This window comes from Pedobacter antarcticus (genome assembly GCF_900103515.1).
Classification (GTDB): Bacteria; Bacteroidota; Bacteroidia; order Sphingobacteriales; family Sphingobacteriaceae; genus Pedobacter; species Pedobacter antarcticus.
The window spans coordinates 24,444-44,392 of sequence record NZ_FNGZ01000004.1; the positions used below are offsets into that span (position 1 = coordinate 24,444).

General features: G+C 41.4%; 18 protein-coding genes and 2 tRNA genes. 15 read left to right on the top strand and 5 right to left on the bottom strand.

The genetic code is table 11. The features are described from left to right. The first annotated feature begins 1 nt into the window (after nt 1). Nucleotides 2-760, top strand: a complete 759-nt coding sequence (locus BLR53_RS10000) for an AraC family transcriptional regulator (protein WP_074589327.1) — start codon at nt 2-4, stop codon at nt 758-760. Further along, nucleotides 760-1,779 carry a gliding motility protein GldB-related protein gene (locus BLR53_RS10005; protein WP_244889480.1) on the top strand — a complete coding sequence of 340 codons (1,020 nt, stop codon included), beginning with the start codon at nt 760-762 and terminating at the stop codon, nt 1,777-1,779. The genes BLR53_RS10000 and BLR53_RS10005 overlap by 1 nt, the downstream gene beginning before the upstream one ends. Nucleotides 1,780-1,819: 40 nt before the next feature. Here the strand turns inward: BLR53_RS10005 and BLR53_RS10010 are convergent, their stop codons facing one another. Next, nucleotides 1,820-2,773, bottom strand: a complete 954-nt coding sequence (locus BLR53_RS10010; RefSeq protein ID WP_074589330.1) for a bifunctional helix-turn-helix transcriptional regulator/GNAT family N-acetyltransferase — start codon at nt 2,771-2,773, stop codon at nt 1,820-1,822. A gap of 182 nt (nt 2,774-2,955) precedes the next feature. Between BLR53_RS10010 and BLR53_RS10015 the strand changes: the two genes are divergently transcribed. Beyond that, entirely contained in the window at nt 2,956-3,555 is a 600-nt protein-coding gene (locus BLR53_RS10015) for a hypothetical protein (RefSeq protein WP_074589332.1), read from the top strand. Between the two features lie 102 nt (nt 3,556-3,657). Next, nucleotides 3,658-4,542: a pirin family protein gene (locus BLR53_RS10020; protein WP_037441527.1), complete on the top strand. Its 885-nt coding sequence runs from the start codon at nt 3,658-3,660 to the stop codon at nt 4,540-4,542. Between the two features lie 11 nt (nt 4,543-4,553). Here BLR53_RS10020 and BLR53_RS10025 read toward each other — a convergent pair whose 3' ends face one another. Then, nucleotides 4,554-5,402 (bottom strand): helix-turn-helix domain-containing protein, encoded by an 849-nt coding sequence (locus tag BLR53_RS10025; protein ID WP_037441525.1) that lies wholly within the window; start codon nt 5,400-5,402, stop codon nt 4,554-4,556. Between the two features lie 135 nt (nt 5,403-5,537). Between BLR53_RS10025 and BLR53_RS10030 the strand changes: the two genes are divergently transcribed. Then, the gene (locus tag BLR53_RS10030) at nt 5,538-6,506 is read left to right on the top strand and encodes a phytanoyl-CoA dioxygenase family protein (RefSeq protein WP_074589334.1); all 969 of its coding nucleotides are present in this window, start codon (nt 5,538-5,540) and stop codon (nt 6,504-6,506) included. Between the two features lie 57 nt (nt 6,507-6,563). Here BLR53_RS10030 and BLR53_RS10035 read toward each other — a convergent pair. After that, nucleotides 6,564-6,635: transfer RNA gene (locus BLR53_RS10035), tRNA-Glu, on the bottom strand. A gap of 35 nt (nt 6,636-6,670) precedes the next feature. Next, nucleotides 6,671-6,746: transfer RNA gene (locus BLR53_RS10040), tRNA-Met, on the bottom strand. Nucleotides 6,747-7,000: 254 nt separating this feature from the next. On the opposite strand from BLR53_RS10040, the gene BLR53_RS10045 reads away from it, so the two are divergent. The 6 genes from BLR53_RS10045 to BLR53_RS10070 all read left to right on the top strand — a co-directional run bounded on the left by BLR53_RS10045 (nt 7,001) and on the right by BLR53_RS10070 (nt 11,432). Next, nucleotides 7,001-7,636: a Crp/Fnr family transcriptional regulator gene (locus BLR53_RS10045; protein ID WP_074589337.1), complete on the top strand. Its 636-nt coding sequence runs from the start codon at nt 7,001-7,003 to the stop codon at nt 7,634-7,636. A gap of 79 nt (nt 7,637-7,715) precedes the next feature. Further along, nucleotides 7,716-8,273 carry a YeeE/YedE family protein gene (locus BLR53_RS10050; RefSeq protein WP_083332047.1) on the top strand — a complete coding sequence of 186 codons (558 nt, stop codon included), beginning with the start codon at nt 7,716-7,718 and terminating at the stop codon, nt 8,271-8,273. A 9-nt stretch (nt 8,274-8,282) separates the two neighbouring features. Next, nucleotides 8,283-8,696: a DUF6691 family protein gene (locus BLR53_RS10055; RefSeq protein ID WP_074589339.1), complete on the top strand. Its 414-nt coding sequence runs from the start codon at nt 8,283-8,285 to the stop codon at nt 8,694-8,696. Nucleotides 8,697-8,708: 12 nt separating this feature from the next. After that, the gene (locus BLR53_RS10060) at nt 8,709-10,073 is read left to right on the top strand and encodes an MBL fold metallo-hydrolase (RefSeq protein WP_074589341.1); all 1,365 of its coding nucleotides are present in this window, start codon (nt 8,709-8,711) and stop codon (nt 10,071-10,073) included. 31 nt (nt 10,074-10,104) lie between these two features. Further along, the gene (locus BLR53_RS10065; protein ID WP_074589344.1) at nt 10,105-10,533 is read left to right on the top strand and encodes a hypothetical protein; all 429 of its coding nucleotides are present in this window, start codon (nt 10,105-10,107) and stop codon (nt 10,531-10,533) included. Nucleotides 10,534-10,823: 290 nt separating this feature from the next. Beyond that, the gene (locus tag BLR53_RS10070) at nt 10,824-11,432 is read left to right on the top strand and encodes a TlpA family protein disulfide reductase (protein WP_051759707.1); all 609 of its coding nucleotides are present in this window, start codon (nt 10,824-10,826) and stop codon (nt 11,430-11,432) included. Nucleotides 11,433-11,488: 56 nt separating this feature from the next. Here the strand turns inward: BLR53_RS10070 and BLR53_RS10075 are convergent, their stop codons facing one another. Then, on the bottom strand, nt 11,489-12,859 hold the full coding sequence (locus BLR53_RS10075) for an amidohydrolase family protein (protein ID WP_201771363.1): 1,371 nt from the start codon (nt 12,857-12,859) through the stop codon (nt 11,489-11,491). Nucleotides 12,860-13,129: 270 nt separating this feature from the next. Here BLR53_RS10075 and BLR53_RS10080 point away from each other — a divergent pair, with 270 nt between their 5' ends. The 4 genes from BLR53_RS10080 (at nt 13,130) to BLR53_RS10095 (ending at nt 19,946) form a co-directional block, all read left to right on the top strand. Continuing rightward, nucleotides 13,130-14,278 (top strand): efflux RND transporter periplasmic adaptor subunit, encoded by a 1,149-nt coding sequence (locus tag BLR53_RS10080; RefSeq protein WP_051759705.1) that lies wholly within the window; start codon nt 13,130-13,132, stop codon nt 14,276-14,278. Nucleotides 14,279-14,282: 4 nt separating this feature from the next. Then, nucleotides 14,283-17,414 (top strand): efflux RND transporter permease subunit, encoded by a 3,132-nt coding sequence (locus BLR53_RS10085; RefSeq protein WP_074589346.1) that lies wholly within the window; start codon nt 14,283-14,285, stop codon nt 17,412-17,414. A 26-nt stretch (nt 17,415-17,440) separates the two neighbouring features. Beyond that, on the top strand, nt 17,441-18,841 hold the full coding sequence (locus BLR53_RS10090; protein WP_074589349.1) for an efflux transporter outer membrane subunit: 1,401 nt from the start codon (nt 17,441-17,443) through the stop codon (nt 18,839-18,841). Nucleotides 18,842-18,902: 61 nt separating this feature from the next. Beyond that, complete coding sequence (locus BLR53_RS10095; RefSeq protein WP_176763532.1) at nt 18,903-19,946, top strand: sensor histidine kinase; 1,044 nt, start codon at nt 18,903-18,905, stop codon at nt 19,944-19,946. Nucleotides 19,947-19,949 lie beyond the last annotated feature (3 nt).

Genomic DNA, 19,949 nt, shown 5'->3' on the forward strand with positions numbered 1-19,949 from the left:
TATGCGCCCTTCTTCTTTTGAATATAAAAAATGGAACCATTCAGATAATATTGAAATGTTTTCCTCAATAAATGAGACTGACTACTTTCCTGTTCACTTTCATGATTACTATTGTATTTCCCTTATAACCGGTGGAACGGAGCAGCTGGATACACCAGATGAAAGTTTTTATGCGTTAACAGGGTCTGTGAGTGTAACCCAGGCTAATGAAGTACATAAGAACCAGGCGATTGATAGTTCGGGATACAGTTACCAGACACTGTATGTTAATCCTGATCTGCTGAAATATCACGGAACCGGGAAAAAACCGGAAAGACTAGAGCGCGTTATAAATGATAATATCCTTGCCGGTGAGCTCAGTAATTTATTTACCGGTCAAAGTTCTCTGGCCAACTTTGAAACCGTATTAAAAAGACTTTCGCAGTACGCTACAAGCGAAAAACCGGTAACGGAAAATAGGTTTGCACTGCTGGACGAACTCTGTGAAACCTTTCCTTATCAGCCGGTTAGCCTGGATTGGTTATCAAAACAGTTCTGTATGAGTAAATTCCATTTTGTAAGGGTTTTCAAAGCTGCCAGAGGCATTTCTCCTCAGGCTTATATGATGGTTAAAAGACTCAAAATTGCAAAAGCAATGCTCCTGAAAAGCCAGGATCCCCGACATGTTGCTTTTATGACTGGTTTTTATGATCACGCTCATCTGAATACTGCATTCAAGAGATTTTTTGGTATTACGTTATCCATGATTAAAAAAAGCTAATGAAATCACTTTTCGTACTGAGTACAGGGATACTATTTTTTCTGATCTTTTCATTAAATAATAACCTGCTTGGTCAAAGCAGAAAGTTAACCTATCGGGACAGCTTGATGATGGTTTCTGATAGTATAAGGGTAGATAATATTGTCGTTCATAATTTATTTAAAAGCCAGATTCTTGCGCATCAGAACGGGGCATACGACAGTCTGATGATTGTTAAAAACGTATACCGCCCGCATCAGCAACTTTGGGATGGTTGTTACGGAATGATCTTCGGCGAAGAGAATGCTTCCAGGTTTAACAATCCATCGGGAATGATCGCCTGGAATAAAACGTTGTATCCGGAAAACAAAGCTGCTTTTGACCTGAAGACAAGGCAATTGATTTCTATGAATCTTGATTCTATCCTGAAATTTAACCTGCATAAATTCAATCAAATGGTAAAGGTTAATCCTCAGGCCGTCATCAGCATTTTATTTACCCCATTACAAGGAATTGGTTTTGGTGGGTGTAATGCAGATCAATTCGCACTGGAGCTCAATTACGCAAATAATAATCTGGACTATACAATTCACAAAGGAATTCCTCATGAATTGAACCACCTTGCTTACGAACCGGGAAGACTTAAAGACCCGCTTAATGAAACTGCTTTGGCACAAGTGATTGACGAGGGATTTGCCTGCTATTTCACCTGGATATTTTTTGACCAGAACATAAAAGAACGTGAAGCTGTAGAAAATATGTCAGAAAAAGAGTGGAACTGGTATCTCAAAAATGAAAAGGAAATCTTCAGGCAGGTTAAGGTGTATTTTAATTCCAAAGATGGTAATAATCCTTTGTTGAGAAATGACCAGTTCAAACTATTTCCCGACGCACCTAAAACTCTTTTCTACTGGCTGGGCTTCAGAATTATTCAATCTTATACGGATTTACACGGTCCGGAATCCTGGAAGGATATCTACAAACTACCTATAGCTGAGGTTTTAAACAAAAGCGGATACGAAAAGAAAATGCAGAAATAAAAATCGGCCTTTATACTTTTCGCATCAACCAGCGCTGTAATTATAAATGGATTTTCAATTCCATTTGAATATTACAGCGCTCATAAGGTGTAGCACGCCCCACTACTTTTTCAAATCCTAATTTCTGATATAAATTAATTGCCGGTTTCAACAGGGTATTACTTTCCAGATACAAGTTCCTTCCACCTAATTCTTTTACCCGGTTTACTATAGTACTCCCCAATAACCAGCCGATATTTTTTCCCTGAGCTTTTGGAGACACCGCCATTTTCGCCAGTTCGTAATCGTATTGCGGGTCATTCATTTTAATCAGCGCACAACTTCCAACCACGTCATCCTGATATAATGCAATAAAAATTTCTCCTCCCCGATCCAAAATATATTCTTTTGGATGATCTAAAGACTGATGATCAGCACTCTCCATTTTAAAATAGGTTGAAATCCATTCTTCATTCAATGCTTTGAAATCTTTAGCGTATTTTTCCTCAAAGGGCACAATTTTGACATCCTTGGCTTCTCTTAGTTTTTTATGTTCTACAATCCTTTTGTATAATGACTTTTGTTCTAAAAGATATTCCCATTCCTCTATCGCCTCCCAAAGATTGTTTCTGCTGCTTTCCAGAATTTCCTGAACTGCACTTCCAACGTCTACCACCTGCTTTTCAAATTTCTCTGCCATGTCCCGGCCTTTAGCAGATAATCTGATCACATTTCTTCTTCCGTCGTTCTTGTCTTTATTCTCAGTAACAATTTTCTTTTTTGCCATTTCAGAGACGATTTTGCTAACCGAAGGATGAGAATGCCCAATCTGCTGCGCAATTTCGGTAATCGTAAACTCCCCCTGCTGAAGCACATGAAAAACGGGAAACCATTTTGGCTGCAGGTCTACGTCAAATAATTGATATACCTGTGCAGCATCATCTGAAACTTTATCGGAGAGCATCCTAAGTCTTGTGCCAATGGCCATATGCCCTGTTTGATTAAAAAAATCCATTGTATATTTAAATATGTTAATTACGTAATCAGTTACGCAAATATATGCAAGATTTACACTATGAAAAAAAATAAATTAGCACGATGATGATTGTCAGCACTTTAATTTTAAAAAAAGATGTTATTTGTGTTGCGTTTTAGAGAATCGTTGCGTTTATAATAAAAACCTAAAACCAAATAATTATGCGCTACTTACCTCTCCTATGCCTGGTATTTTTCAGTTTCGGATGTTCAAAAGAAAAATTCGACCGGACCGATCCCAAAAACGGGCAGACAACTGAACTTTTTGTCGACCACTTCTATTCTACTGACAATAGCAACATCTACCTTTGGTCGGATAAAAGCTCATCTCCATTATCATTAACAGAGTTTTCGGAAAGGGAAATTGGTTACACTTATAAAGTTAAAGCAAAAGTATATGTGCCGGATGTAGCTCCCCAGGATGGTCCGGACAAGTGGTTCGTACTGGAGCAGGTTCTCAGCAAAGAAAAGTATACCGGCAAGGAGCCATTTGAAATTTCGCTGCAGATACATAGCATACTTGCCCGTGGACTGGCTTTCAGGAAACTGGACGGCAAATTCATCTACTCCGGTGCTTATGAGCTAAAGCCACTGAATCAGGAGATTGCCAGTCAAATGGATCAGATTCTTTCATTGGCGGAAAAAATGCAAAGCAATGCCGACTATAGTGCTAAAGCCAGAGTAAGGGCTTTAGTTACACATGATCCTGAAAACCCTAACAAAGGTTATATTGTACAACAATTGTTAACTGCTAATCTGTAATCTATTGTTTTGATTTCCGATCAGAAGAAAATTCACCTATTGTAATTGGTAATTTTTTAGCAAATTACAATAGGTGATTAATCTGCATTTAAACAACGCGCCATGTCAAATATTAACCTTATCATAGAAGAAAGAGCGGCAAGTATTGGGAATTTTATGGTGGGCCGGCTATTGCCCTTCCGGGAAAAAAGAATGGTGGGCCCTTTCATTTTTATTGACCACATGGGCCCTGTAAAAATGAATGAAAGGGAAAACTTTGACGTTATGCCACATCCACATATCGGCCTGTCTACGCTTACTTTCCTATTCGAAGGAAGCATTATGCATCGCGACACACTTGGTAACGAAGTCGAGATCAAAGCTGGTGCGGTAAACTGGATGACTGCTGGAAAAGGTATTGTCCATTCAGAACGAACACCTGAATATCTGCGGCATTCTGACAAGGTTATTCATGGTTTACAGATTTGGGTTGCCCTGCCTAAAAAACTGGAAGAGATGGAGCCTGAGTTTTTTCATATTGACGCAGGGCAGTTACCGTCCTGGACAGAGGGTGACCTGCAATATAAACTTATTGCAGGAGAAATATCCGGACACCGGTCTGCAGTCCCTGTGTACAGTAAATTATTTATGCTGCAAATAAAAAGTTCAAGCCGCCAAATCGTTAACATCGGCAAGGAACTTTATGGAGAAGCCGGACTTTATATTTTAGAGGGCAGCATCGAAAGCGACGGCAATACGTACGGTCCGAAACAATTACTGGTAGCTAAACAGAGTTCTTTATGTGAATTTGTTATGGAAGCCGACAGCACAATTTACCTTTTCGGAGGTGATCCATTTCCAGAACAAAGATTTATAGACTGGAATTTTGTGGCTTCAGATAAAGAATTAATCAATACTGCGAAACAACGTTGGATTGACCAAGCTTTTGATAAGATCAACGGCGATGATACTGAATTTGTTCCCTATCCGGCATTATATAAAAAATAGACGCCATGAACTTATTTTGCGCTGCTAAATTGCTTTTTAAATTCAAGCGGCCCTAATCCAGTCAGTTTGTTAAAAAGCTTATTGAAATAAGACAAACTCTGAAACCCTACACCATAACAAGCTTCTGATACATTAATATCTTGCAATAGCATTGTTTTTGCAAGATTAATCCGGTACTGATTCACAAAATCTGTAAATGTCATATTGGTTTGCTTTTTGAAATATCTGCAAAATGCTGCCGTGCTTAAGCCTATTTTTTCTGCAACCTTATTCACATCTGTATGCTCATGGTAATGCTGATGGATATACTCATAAACACTACCCATCCGGACTTTATCATTTAAGAACAGTTTCAGGCTGGTATCTGTCTCATTAAGTTGGGTGTATTCTTGGCTCCCTGCCAGCAAATTAAAGATTTGAAGTAACTTAATGAGGCGCCCGAAGCTCTGGAGTTGCTGAATCTCTTTTAGTAGCTCTACAGCTTGCTTTTTAGTCTCTCCGTGAAATGAAATTCCAAAAGCCGCTCTTTTAAAAAGTAGTTTTATACTTGCAAATTCAGCGATCCCAGGCAACACATCATTTATAAAACTGTCTTTCAGCTGCACGACAATCTGTTGATAATCGGTCATCAGTCCATAGTCGAAATTAAGGTGTGGGATATTTGACCCGATAAGTACGAGATCACTTTCCATAAAACTCGATATATGCTGTCCAACATGCCTTATTCCGGTTAAGCCCTCAATAAATATCAGTTCAAATTCCGGATGATAGTGCCAGTAAAAATAATTCCTCAAACTCGGAGAAAAAATGCGAAAGGAATGTCCCGGCTCAATCAATACATCTTCTTTCTGAATTTTCATCTTCGTTGTATTATCAATAAGTCATAAAACAAATTTATATAATGATCAATATAGAGCAAAAAGGTGTCATTACGGAGGAAATTCGACATCGTGTTTGACGACAAATTTGTAGGAGCAAACTAAAAGTATAAAATTATGGAAAAAGAAACTATACCTCCAGCAACCAGATCAAATCTAATACATCATGATATTCCAGGAAATCCATCTACTGCGGCAAGTAGCAGTGTAAAGTTAAATGACCGCAGCAGTGGCGAGAAATTACGGGTTCTGTCTGAAGATGACTGGACGTTTTGGATCCGGAATGGATACGTAATCATCAAACAGGCTATCTCATTAGAACAGGCTAAAAAAACGGCAACCTTCTTATGGAACTTCGAGGGTAAAGACTCCGGCAACCCCGAAACCTGGTACACCGCACCATTATCAGAAATGAAAATGAAGGAACTGAGTAATACTGGTATGGTAGAAGTTTATAACCACCAATTATTATGGGAGAACCGTCAGAACAAAAGAATTTATGATGCTTTTTGCGATATCTGGGGGACTGAAAAATTATGGGTGACTATCGATCGTGCCAACCTCAACTTCCCGATTCGTCCCGGCCATGAATATAAAGGATTTATACACTGGGATTATGATCCGGAGACCAAGCCTCAAAATGTACAGGGCGTACTGGCTCTAGTGGACCAAACGGACGAAAATATGGGCGGTTTTCAATGTATCCCGGAACTATATCGTACCTACGATCAGTGGAAACTGACGCAACCTGATGACCGAAATCATTTTAAGCCGGACACGACCGGTTTTACACCGACAAAAGTAAAAATGGAGGCCGGTGACCTCTTGATCTTTAATAGTTCACAACCCCATGGGATCAGGGTGAACAATAGCAAGGATAAAGTCCGGATTGCACAATATATTTCGATGATGCCTGCTGAGGAAGATAACGAGGATATCCGGCAATGGAGAATTTCCTCCTGGAGAGAACGGAAAGCACCTGAAGGTTTTGCTTTCCCCGGCGATCCCCTGCAACGGGAGCAACAGTATTCCGCGGCAGAACTTTCCCCTTTGGGTAAGAAACTACTGGGGCTGGATAAGTGGTAGCTAATTAAAGGAATAAAAAAAGGGAAAGAATCTATTAAGAATCTTTCCCTTTTTTTGTAGCCCGTAGGGGAATCGAACCCCTATTTCCAGAATGAAAATCTGGCGTCCTAACCGGTAGACGAACGGGCCAAATGAAACGACAAGCTTAAAAGCCTTGTTCCTTTTGGTAGCGGGGACCAGACTCGAACTGATGACCTTCGGGTTATGAGCCCGACGAGCTACCAACTGCTCCACCCCGCACTATGTTTGTTAAAAAGAAGCATTCGACTGTCTCTCTCAACGGCTGCAAAGGTAACACAATTTTGTGCTCCTCCAAATCTTTTTTACAAAGACAACCCCTGCTGAGGTCATTTAAACCGTCAATCAACTACTATACAACTACTTAAACTATATGTTTTTTTTCAATAAAAATATATAGTTATCCCGCAGACGCCTGTAGAATCCTGACCAGGCAATTTCTACCTTTACAAAAGGTTCCATATTTAAATTTCAAGATGAACGTATCCATTACAAACTATATCGATCAGGTATTTCCTCAATTTGAACCTGCTCTTAAAGAACTGCTGATTAATCAAGCCAGATTAAAAACATTCGCAGAAGGAGAATTCCTGATGGAAACCGGCCAATATTTACAATTCACTGTACTAATTGTAGCAGGAAGGGTAAAACTCTATAGAAATGGAGAAAATGGAACAGAATTTTTCATGTATGAACTTGAACCTGGTAACGCTTGTGCATTATCGCTGTCCTGCGCGATCAAACAGCAACAAAGTGAGGTTACGGCAAAAGCCATAGAAAAAACCATCGTTTTGCTTATACCAATCGGATTAATGGATAACCTGATGCCGGAATATAAATCGTGGTACTATTTTGTGATGGACACTTACAGACTGAGATTTGAAGAACTTTTGGAAGTCATTGACAATGTAACTTTCAAAGCGCTTGATGAACGTCTATTTGCCTATTTAAAACACCAATCAGAAAAACTGGGCACAAACCATTTACAGATTACCCATCAGGAAATTGCAACTGATCTGAATTCTTCCAGGGAAGTGATTTCCAGGATTCTCAAAAAAATGGAACAGAAAGGTCTTGTAAAACTGAACAGGAATGCCATTGAAAGACTATAGTAATTCTTAGGTGACTAAAGTCACCTGATCAGAAAAAAAAGTATCGGATATTTGAACAGCAGACAATAATTTAAAGGCTATGATAGAATTCATTCAACAACCCTGGTCCTGGTATTTTTCGGGCTTCATGATCTTCGTAATTATGCTGATGTTACTTTACTGGGGGAAATCATTTGGGTTCTCTGCCAACCTGCGGACGATCTGCACAATCGCAGGAGCCGGTAAAAAAACAAAATTCTTTGATTTTGACTGGAGAACGCAGAAGTGGAATCTACTATTTCTGGTTGGGTCGGTCATAGGCGGGTTTATCTCCTCTCAGTTCTTAAAAGACCCGGCTACTCTAAAATTATCGGTTGAAACCATAGCTGACCTGAAACAAATCGGATTCGATTTCAATGGTGAAATGAATCCCGCGGAGCTCTATTCTTTGTCTGCCCTGAAGAACCCTAAAATAATACTAATCCTAGTCTGTGGTGGCTTACTGGTGGGCTTTGGCACCCGGTACGCCGGAGGTTGCACTTCAGGGCATGCCATTTCTGGATTATCTGACCTTCAGATTCCCTCAATAATAGCTGTAACCGGCTTTTTTATTGGCGGGCTTACGATGACACATCTGATTATTCCTTTCATCTTCTAATCCCGAACTATGAAAACTCTAAAATATATAGCGGCAGGTATCCTCTTTGGAATTACAATGTCGAAATCTGAAGCAATTTCATGGTTCCGTATTCAGGAAATGTTCCGTTTCCAATCTTTCCACATGTATGGGATTATCGGTACAGCTGTGTGCATGGGAATAATTGCCGTCTGGTTAATTAAGAAATTTCAAATCAAAGATTCCACAGGACAGCAAATCATATTTAAAGAGAAAGAGAAATCGTTTACCCGTTATCTGATTGGTGGAACTATATTTGGATTGGGATGGGCATTAACAGGTTCATGTCCGGGTCCGATGTTTGTAAATCTAGGTTATGGTTATCTTTCGATACTTATTGTAATCGCTGGTTCAATTGCCGGAACCTACATCTACGGTTTAGTTAAAGATAAAATTCCGCATTAAAATTAACAGTACATGAAGATTCAACAATTTGAAGACAAGCACCTTTCACATTACAGTTATGCAATTCTAAGCGAATGTGAAAGTCAGATTATACTCATCGACCCTTCCAGAAATCCGAAAGTTTATGAAGCCTATGCTGCAGAAAATAAAGCTGCTATAATCGCCGTTATTGAATCTCATCCGCATGCAGATTTCGTGAGTAGCCATCTGGAATTTCACCAGCGGCATAATGCGAAAATTTACGCACATAGTTTAACCGGCGCATCCTATCCTTTTGAGCATTTTGATAAAGGGGCAGTGATAAATCTTGGTAAAATAACGCTCAGCAGTCTTCATACGCCGGGCCACTCCCCTGATAGTATCTGCATTGTTCTGCATCACAATGGCCGGGAAGAAGCCGTGTTTACTGGTGACACACTTTTTGTAGGTGATTGCGGAAGACCAGACCTGCGGGAAGATGCCGGCAATCAAAAGGCAAAACGGGAGGAACTCGCAGGAAAGTTATTCCATTCATTACGGGACAAATTGATGCGCTTACCGGATCATGTCACGGTATATCCTGCGCATGGTGCCGGAACACTCTGCGGAAAAGGCCTAAGTACTGCCAATAGCAGCACTATCGGCGCAGAAAAAGCCGGTAACTGGTCGTTAAATGAACCTGATAAACCGGCATTTATTCGGACTTTAATTGCCGATCAACCCTTCATCCCAAAATATTTCGGCTACGATGTAGAACTAAACCGCAGTGGAGCGCCGGCTTTTGAAGAGGCTATTAAAAAAGTATCTGTTTTGGCCCAGGAAGATAGGAATAGCAGAACTGTAATATCTTCGAACGACAGGAATGATCTGATAATAATTGATACCAGGCCGGAAACAGAGTTCAAGAAAGGTTTCCTGCCAGGATCGGTTAATATTCAGGAGGGCAATAAATTTGAAACATGGCTGGGGAGTATTGTCAATCCTGGTGAGCGGTATTATCTGGCTGCCGCCGACAATGAAAAGCTGCTGGCGATGATCAGCCGGACTGCCAGCATAGGATATGAATCTCTTATAGCTTCTGCATTTATTAGTAAAGGTGGCTCGCAAACCATGGATGCACCGGATCTTGAGCTTTTAACAAGCAATCCGGATCACTTTACTATTGTCGACGTCAGAAATACCGGCGAAGTTAAGGCCCAACCGATATTTGCACATGCAATACACATCCCATTGGCAGAGCTGCGCGAGAGAACAACAGAAATCCCAACAAACAAACCGATTATGGTACACTGCGCCGGGGGATACAGAAGCGCCGCAGCCAGCAGCATCCTCTATATAGCCCTGGGAACTCAGACCCGGATCTATGATTTAGGAGAGGCGATTGCACAGTTTAAATAAGTTTATAATTAAATTCATAGCTTTGACATTCATGCAAAACAGGAAAGCCCAAAATATCTACACGCAATTTATGCATATCGGAAGAAATCCGATTGCCTTGCTGCTAATGATATTTTTCGTGATTTCTTCTTGCCCGGTTAAACAAAGTATTAATGCCTATCTGGGAAAACCAGACATCCCAGCCCTTCCCGGAAAAGCAAAGGCAGGCACACTGAAAACAGGAATATATCTGAATAATGTGGCCGTATGTCAGATTTCAACTGATATAAAATCCGGGAGTCTGCAGATAGACCAGCAGTCTTCAACATTAAAAGCGTCAGTCTTATTTCTTACTTCCTTATTACTCGCAGTTAACTGTTTGTGGCTGACCTTAATAAAGCCTGCCATCAAATCCACAGGGGATAAAGAACTCCGCTCCGCCTGCCCAATTTATCTGCGTAACTGTCTCTTTCTGATATAGACAATAAAAACAGTCCGCGTATGCTGACCAGCACACCGGCTTTCCGTAGCCTTGTCTATTCTTTTATCAAATTCTATCGATAATATTTATAGCAATGCATAAAGTTTACTTTGTAGGCTTATTTATCCTGCGCTGCGATTTAAATAGTTATTCTCAAACGCCTGTTTCTCCATTGCAGCAATTTAGGAAAAGTGTATATGCGACTTACCCGGTTCGCAGACTAAACAGCCCTGGTAATTGCTACAAAAAGAATAAATAATCAATGTATTTTTAACACTCAAATAATTATAATGGAAACAAAAAAGAAATGGTTTACTGCATCAAATATCTTCACTGCTGTCATATTTTTGTTGATCGCAGCTTTGATGATCAATCCACAAATTAAAGGAACAATGATGCAGGGACTAATGAAAATTGGTTTATTTCAGCCTGAAGTCCCATCTGGCACAAATATGGATTCGGGATCTGAAACCAATGCACAACAAGCCAGTACATCGGTTTCTTTCAAAGACGAAAACGGCGCAGTTTTACCTTTGAATTCACTTCAGGGTAAAGTAGTGTTCATTAATTTCTGGGCAACGTGGTGTCCTCCTTGTGTAGCTGAAATGCCTTCGATTAATGCTTTATATGATAAATTAAAAACAAACCCTAATGTTGTTATTCTCATGGTTGACGTGGATAACAAAGCAGAGCAATCGCAGGAATTTATGCGCAAGAATAAATATAGCTTACCAGTCTTCACACCGGCAAGCGCAATTCCCCCAGAATACCTGGGAAGCGCAATCCCGACAACTCTAGTATTGAATAAAGCAGGTAAAATAGTCTTCAAACATGAGGGTGGTGCGGATTATACCAATCCTGAATTCCTGGCTTACCTGGAAAAACTAAGCAAAGAATAGACATCCACGGAACACATCCTGTTATACAGGATGTGTTTATTAGCCCGGACGGCAAATCAATTACCTAGCGGTCCATTACTGATTTTTTTACCTGCTTTATAAACTGCCTCAATTTTCCTCGTATTCTTGATATCCTCCACCGGATTACCTGAAAGTATGATCAGGTCTGCTACTTTACCTTTTTCCAGCGTCCCATAATGTTTTTCAAGCTGCATCGCTGTAGCACTATTTTTGGTGGCCGTTCCGATCGCCTCTAATGGTGTGAGACCTGCCTGCACCATTAGTTCCAGTTCAAGATGTTCCGAAAAACCCTGTGTACGCAAGGGTGTTGCCCCCGAGTCTGTCCCCATAGCGACTAGAATACCAGCGTCATACAACTTTTTTAAATTCTTCAACGCAATCTCAAAACCTGCTTTATTACGGGTGTAACTTCGTGAATTCCTCACTTCCTGTTGATATCCGGGTGCCGTGATCATCGCTAATACTCCCGGCTCCAGAGAAGCTTTGAAAAACGGATCATCTAACCAATCAGGGTTATTTCCGTAAATAAAAGAAAACTCATCTAAAGCAAGGGTTGGAATATAAATAACGTTTTTCTGTTTCATCTCTTGTATCAAGGCATCGCCGATAATACTATCCCTGATACTATGACCTATAATATCAACATCATTATCAATCAGATCACGTGCGTCTGCCAGGTAATATACATGCGCAGCGACACGCAGTTTATGTTGATGCGCCTGATCAATAATTGACTTAAATATAGCAGGAGACATTGGTTTTGCATCTCCCCCGAATTTATCCTGCCAGATTTTCACAACAGATGCTTTAATCTTCGCCAGACTATCAATCTGTGCCGGCACCTGGGAAGCATCCGAAGGGCGAAACAGATAATCCTTTCCCGAAGAAAGCGCTGGCGACGGCCCATTTGGTACGTTGAACCCATAACCGGCAGAATATAACCGGGCACCCGGTAATTGCCCATTCAAACTGGAATCTCGTAATCCACTTTCAAAAAGCATAGGCCTGTCGGTACCCATAACCTGAATAATACTAACTCCATAATCCAGATATTTCTGAAGCTGAGCAAGGATATTCTCCCGCGTATAATGGTCAGCATTAGTTGTCGTACCCTTCAGTGTACCGATATGAACATGCGCGCTGATCATTGCCGGCATAATTGTTTTACCATTTAAGTCTATAATCTGCGTGGCAGATGCTGTATCCAGATCTGCGCCTATTCCTGCAATAGTATCACCCTGAATAAGAATGCGGGTATTTTCAACCGGCTGCCCGCCATTTCCATCTATCAATCTCACATTTTTGAATAAAATCGTATTTACATCTGTTTTTTTACTCGTGGTACATGATTGCATTAAAAGTATACCGGCAACGGCTATAAATAAGGCTTGAATAGTTTTTCTCATATAAATGCGTTTTGATTTATGCTGTATAATTGACTGGGACGAGGTAAACCCTTAAGATAAACACTTATTATCAACGATTTTAACCAGTAATTGTTTATTTATCAGTTTATTCATAAAATTAAACAGCCCTATATTCAAATAAAGGCAATTTCAGCACTTCGGCGAGTATCCCCTACGTTTCATCCTGAATTTAATCCAGCTGGGTTCTTTTGCAGCAGAACCACCTTCCAGCCACCAGTATATTTGCCGCCAACATTAAAATACAGGCAAATGCTTTTTAAATTCAACTTCCAGAACGTCCTTCTAATTTCCCTGCTGTTTTTCCAGATTTCATTAAACTGGGGATGCAGGTCCCATGATAAACCCGCAGAGGAATCTGTTAAAAAACTAGCGGCAGTGACGCTTCAAGAAAGCCAGGTCACTGTCAGCTCTGCTTATCCGGCAAGGATCGAAGGTAAAGTCAATGTGGATATACGGGCACAGGCAGAAGGCTATCTGGAAAAGATTTTTATCGAAGAAGGTGCTTTTGTAAAAGCAGGGCAACCTCTTTTTAAGATCAATGATCTTCCGCTTAAAGAACAACTAAATACCGCAAAAGCAAATCTCTCTGCCGCTCAGGCCGCAGTAAAAAATGCAAAGCTTGAAGTAGAAAAGTTCACCACCCTCAGCACTAATAAAATCACTTCCGGTTTTCAGCTGAAGACGGCAAATGCTGCACTGGAAAGTGCAGAAGCAAACGTTGCACAACAAACAGCATTGGTAGAGGCGGCAAAGATTAATCTCGGTTTTACAACGGTAAAGGCCCCGGTGAGTGGGTTTATTGGCAGAATCCCAAAAAGAACTGGTAATCTGATTTCCCGTACAGACACAGAGCCATTAACGACCCTGACAGACATCAGTCAGATCTATGCTTATTTCTCAATGACAGAACTGGATTTTCTGCAGTTCAATAATCAGCAATCCGGTAACAAAACATTGCCGCAACTAATTGCAGATCTACCGCAGGTTTCGCTGATTCTTGCAGATGGTACTCCTTACGAGAAAAAAGGAAGGATTCAAATGATAGATGGACAGTTTGACACTGCAATTGGTGCGATAAGCATCCGTGCAGCATTTGACAATCCAAAATATATACTGCGCTCAGGTAACACCGGACGAATAGTGTTGCCGGAAACCATCAGTAATGCTATCCTCCTTCCGGTCAGGGCGACGATGGACATGCAAGACAAAATCTTTGCATTCAGACTTAAAAAAGATCAGACAGTAGAACGTGTTTCCATTATAACCAATGGTAAAAGTGGGGATAATTATATCGTTAAGGGAGGTATCAAAGCCGGTGATGTCGTGATTATTCATGACGTAGCCACCATTCAGGAAGGCGAAAAAATACACCCGGAAATGACAACCGTTAAAAAATAAGAACATGCTCAAAAAGATTATTGACCGGCCGGTACTGGCTACGGTTATCTCCATTATATTACTATTGCTTGGTATTGTCAGTTTGACCAGACTGCCCATTACCCAGTTCCCCGATATTGCTCCACCCACAGTATTCGTTTCAGGAGCCTATCCGGGCGGAAACAGTGAAAGTGTGACCAGATCTGTTATCACACCTTTGGAAGAAGCTATTAATGGTGTGGAAAATATGCAGTATATGACCTCCTCGGCGGGTAGCGATGGCTCATTTTCAATTACGGTGATTTTTGGTCTCGGAATTGATCCTGACCAGGCAGCTGTAAACGTACAGAACAGGGTTGCCCAGGTTAACAGCCAGATTCCCGAAGAAGTACTCCGCGCAGGAATTACGACCACCAAACAGCAGAACAGTAACATTATGTACTTTAACCTAACCAGCGAGGATAAGGAAAAGTATGATGAAATCTTTCTGCAGAACTATGCAAAAATTAATCTGGTACCAACATTAAAACGTATCCCTGGAATCGGGAATGTACAACTCTTTGGCAGCAAGGACTATTCTATGCGAATCTGGCTCGATCCGGGCAAGCTAACCATGAATAAGCTGGTACCGCAGGATATTGAAAATGCTTTAAGTAAAAGTAGCCTGGAAGCATCTCCAGGAAAACTCGGCGAAGACTCTGATGCTCCTCTGCAGTATGTAATCAAATACAAAGGTAAACTGAATCAGAAAGAAGAATTCGAACGAATTATTGTCAAATCAAATCCGGATGGTTCGATGCTGCGTCTTAGGGATGTATCCAGAATAGAATTCGGAGCTTCTTTTTACGACAGTGATAATAAATCCAATGGAAATCCAGCGGTGACTATGGGAATCCAGCAGACCAGCGGATCCAATGCCACTAAGATTGAAACTGCCGTCCGTAAAAATCTAGAGGAACTAAACAAAAAATTCCCTAAAGGAGTAAAATACGAGATTATCCAGAGTGTAAAAGAACAACTGGATCAATCTATTGCCCAGGTGAAGACCACCCTGATAGAGGCCTTCATTTTGGTCTTTATTGTTGTGTTTATTTTCCTTCAGGATTTCCGTTCTACATTGATCCCTGCTATAGCTGTACCAGTTGCAATTATCGGTACCTTCTTTTTTCTTCAGCTGATAGGCTTTACCATTAATGTACTAACCTTATTCGCGCTGGTACTGGCGATTGGAATTGTAGTGGACGATGCTATCGTAGTGGTAGAAGCGGTTCATGCAAAATTGAATGGCAGCAATCTTACACCTCAGGAAGCTACGCAGTCTGCGATGAGTGAAATTACCGGAGCCATTATCTCTATTACACTCGTCATGTCAGCGGTATTCCTGCCGATTGGATTTATGGAAGGTCCTTCCGGCATATTCTATAAGCAATTTGCTTTTACACTGGCCATTGCCATTCTAATCTCCGCTGTTAATGCTTTAACACTCAGCCCGGCACTATGCGCCCTGTTTCTCAAAGCTGAACACAGTCCTGCAGCAAATGAGCCGGCACCTGGTTTCAAAAAGCGTTTCTTTACGGCTTTCAATATAGGTTTTGATGGTCTGACCAATAAATATATCCATAGCGTTTCTTTCCTGATCAGGAAAAAATGGTGGAGCATGGGTGGCCTTGCTATTGTCAGCGGGCTCGCTTTCTGGATGATGACTGTGTACCCTAAAGATTTTATTCCAGAAGAGGATGACCGTTTTATCATGTATAATCTGTCGCTTCAGGCAGGTACTAATCTGAACTATACAACTACGGTGATAGATAGAATCGACAGTGCTTTCAGGACAATGCCGGAGGTAGAGAGTATTACGAGTGTTTCAGGGTTTAATATGCTGAGCAATAGTGCCGGTCCATCTTATGGTATTGGATTTATGCGACTGAAAGAGGCTAAAGACCGGGGTGAAATTCAGGATATGAATAAAATCATAGAGGCGATGAACAGCCGCTTGGATGGTATACGTGAAGGAGAGTTAAGCCTCTTCCGCTCCCCTCCTGTCCAGGGATTCGGCAGTGTGAGTGGTGCAGAAATGGTATTGCAGGACAAATCGGGTGGTGAGTTGACAAAGTTCAATGAGAATGCTCAGCAGATTATCGGAGAGCTGAATGGCTTACCTGCTGTTGCAGCTGCATTTACAACGTTCAGAGCCGATTTTCCACAGTATGAAGTTATTGTCGATGAAGATAAGGCCAATCAGCTGGGTACAAATACCCGTGATATCTTAACCACTATGCAACTTTTTTACGGTGGAAGCCAGGCCGGTGACTTTGTTCGTTTCGGTAAATTCTACCGGGTTACACTGAAGTCAGAAGGCGCTGCGAGAATGGATGAAAATTCATTGAGCCAGGTATTTATTAAAAGTGAGACGGGAGCTATGATTCCTGTAAATACACTGGTTAAACTCAAAAAAGTATATGGTCCGGAAGTAGTGAGCAGGTATAATTTGTTTAATAGTATTACGGTGAATATCATGCCTGCGCCGGGTTATAGCAATAGCCAGGCAATGGACGCTGCAGAACAGGTCCTTGCAGAAAAACTTCCTGCAGATTACGGATTTGAATGGAGCGGATTAAGTCGTGAGGAACGCAATTCAGGCGGACAGACGGTATTTGTCTTCGGAATGTGTATCCTGTTCACATACTTCCTTCTAGCTGCACAATATGAAAGTTACCTGCTGCCATTAGCGGTTATCCTTTCCATCCCTACCGGGATACTGGGGGTGTTCATTGCAATCGGCGCAACGGGTATCACCAACAATATTTATGTACAGATCGGGCTGATCATGCTCATCGGATTATTAGCCAAGAATGCTATTCTGATTGTCGAATTTGCACTGCAGTCCCGTCGTAACGGAACACCATTACTGGAAGCTGCGCTTAGCGGCGCCAGATTGAGGTTGAGACCAATTCTTATGACATCACTGGCATTCGTTGCCGGCCTTGTTCCGCTAATGATGGCGACAGGACCATCTGCAGTAGGTAACCGTTCAATCAGTACCAGTGCCGCAGGCGGGATGCTTTCAGGCGTACTCCTTGGCTTATTTATAATTCCTGTTCTATTTATCATTTTCCAGGGACTGCAAGAAAAGATCAGCCGGAAAAAACTATCCTGACACAGGCAAAATCAAACGAAAATCACATGAATTTAAAACATCTCATTATAGGTATATCCATGCTTTCAGTTGCTTCCTGTAAAATAGGAAAAGACTATGTAAAGCCCGAAACCGGCCTGCCAGATGCATTCCGAAATGCCGTTGCCACCACCGATACGCTTACACTGCCGGACAGTAAATCTTTCTTCAGAAACAGGGTCTTGTTAGCGCTGATCGATACTGCGTTAGTTAAAAACAACGATCTGAAAGTTGCACTGGCTAATATCACCAGCGCTCAGCTTACCTTAAAAAGGGTCAGACTGAATTATCTGCCTGAGCTGACTGCACAGGTAAATGGCAGTCACAATATTTCTTCAAAAAACAGTCTTGCAGGGATCGGAAACGAACAGTTTACCGGATCCCGGGACATCGAAGATTATACAGCATCACTGGGCTTTAGCTGGGAAATCGACATCTTCGGGCGTATTAAAAGGGAAAAAGAAGAAGCTCTTGCATTGATGCTGCAAAATATAGAAGTCAAAAAAACGGTACAAACCCGGCTGATAGCAGATGTTGCGAACGCATATTATAACCTAATTATGCTGGATGAGCAACTTCATATTGCGAAACAGAGTTTCGCACTGAGCGATAGCACCTATAAACTCCTCCAGGTACAATATGAAGTTGGAGAAACTACTTCCTTAGGTTTGCAGCAAGCAGAAGCGCAACTCGAAATGACCAGACAACTCATTCCTCAGATCGAACAAAGTATTGCCCTTCAGGAGAACGCAATGAGCCTACTGACCGGTACTTTCGCGGGCCAGGTTAAACGTACAGAACAACCGGGTGCAGAATTCCGGGCAGAGGACCATACTGGATACCCGGTATCGTTATTATCCTTCAGGCCTGATATCAAAGTTGCTGAATTTGCTTTGAAAGCTGCAAATGCCCGGGCTGGAATTGCTCAGGCTTCGCTATATCCAACTTTAACTATTACGGCAAACGGGGGCCTCAATTCATTTAAAGCCTCGAACTGGTTCAGCATACCCGGGTCGTTATTTGGTAACGTTATGGGCGGTATTACACAGCCAGTATTTCAGCGTAAACGATTAAAAACACAATATCAGCAGGCGGTAATTGAAAGAGAAAAAGAGGTATTCAACTTTCGTCAGGCCGTGCTGACTGGCTATTCTGAAGTTTCAGATGCGCTAATCAGCAAAGAAAAGCTGGATTTACAAATGACCGCCGCTTTAAACAGGGAAAAAGCTTTGGAAGCCGGAATAAAGTCTGCCGGAATCCTGTTCAGCACAGGAATGGTAAATTACCTGGAGATCATTAACGCAAATAATAATTACCTTCAGTCCCGTTTACAAACTGCCCAGCTTCAAAGAGACCAGGCAACTGTACGCATTGCACTTTACCGTGCCTTAGGCGGAGGTTGGAATTAAGATCTCTCCGGAATTAAGTATAATAAACACCATGCAGCTAGAGCTCAAAAGACATATCCAGATGAGATTACTGTTCATACCAGTAGTATTTTTTATGATTTACCTGCTGGTATACTTGGTAGATCCCTTTAGCGAAAACTGGAAGTGTTATCTCGATTATTCAGCGCAGGAAATATTCGTGGAATTCATAATGGGTATCTTACTTAGCTGGGCAATTATCGAATTCAGCCAGTCTATCAGTTCGCTGATGGACAGGTTAATGCCCTGGTCGGGATCTTCCCTGGTCAGGTTTCTGGCCCAAACAGCGCTAATTATTGTATCCGTTATCATTATGCTGTATCTGCAGGACAGAATATTTGTACTGATCTACGGAAATCAGAAACTTACCCCACAGGAAAATCTAAGCATCTGGCAATTCTGTGTGGTCAGTATTATTGTTTCAGTGATTGTAAGTCTGGCGAACACCGGTTATTATTTACTGAAGAAATGGAAGATCTCCATGTCTGAAGCCGCCGAACTGCGTATCCATACATTGGAGCTTAAAGAGGTAGCGATGCATGCAGAATTACAATCTCTCAAATTACAGCTGGACCCACATTTCATGTTCAATAATTTCAGCACCCTCTCTGAGCTGATGAACGGTGACCTTCCGCAGGCAAATGCTTTTCTGGATAATCTGGCTAGAGTTTACCGGTATATGATCCAGAACCTCAAAAAGAACCTTGTTCCACTGAAAGAAGAAATTAAATTTGTTACCGCCTATCTTTATCTGATTTCCATCAGGCACGGCGATAACGTCCGCGTCACTATTGAACTTGGTGAACAGGCAATGGAAAAATCTATTCCCCCGATTACCATCCAGTTACTTATTGAAAATGCGATTAAACATAATATTGCATCGGCAGAAAACCCATTGTATATTTCAATAAGTTCTATCTCTGATCAGGTCGTAATCAGCAATAATCTTCAGCGTATACCAGTGACCATCCCGTCATCCGGTATGGGCTTACATAATATTAAAGAACGATACCGGCTTTTGGCAGGTCAGGAACCGCTAATTAATGACGATAATGAACTATTCCAGGTTTTCCTTCCTTTACTCTAACCG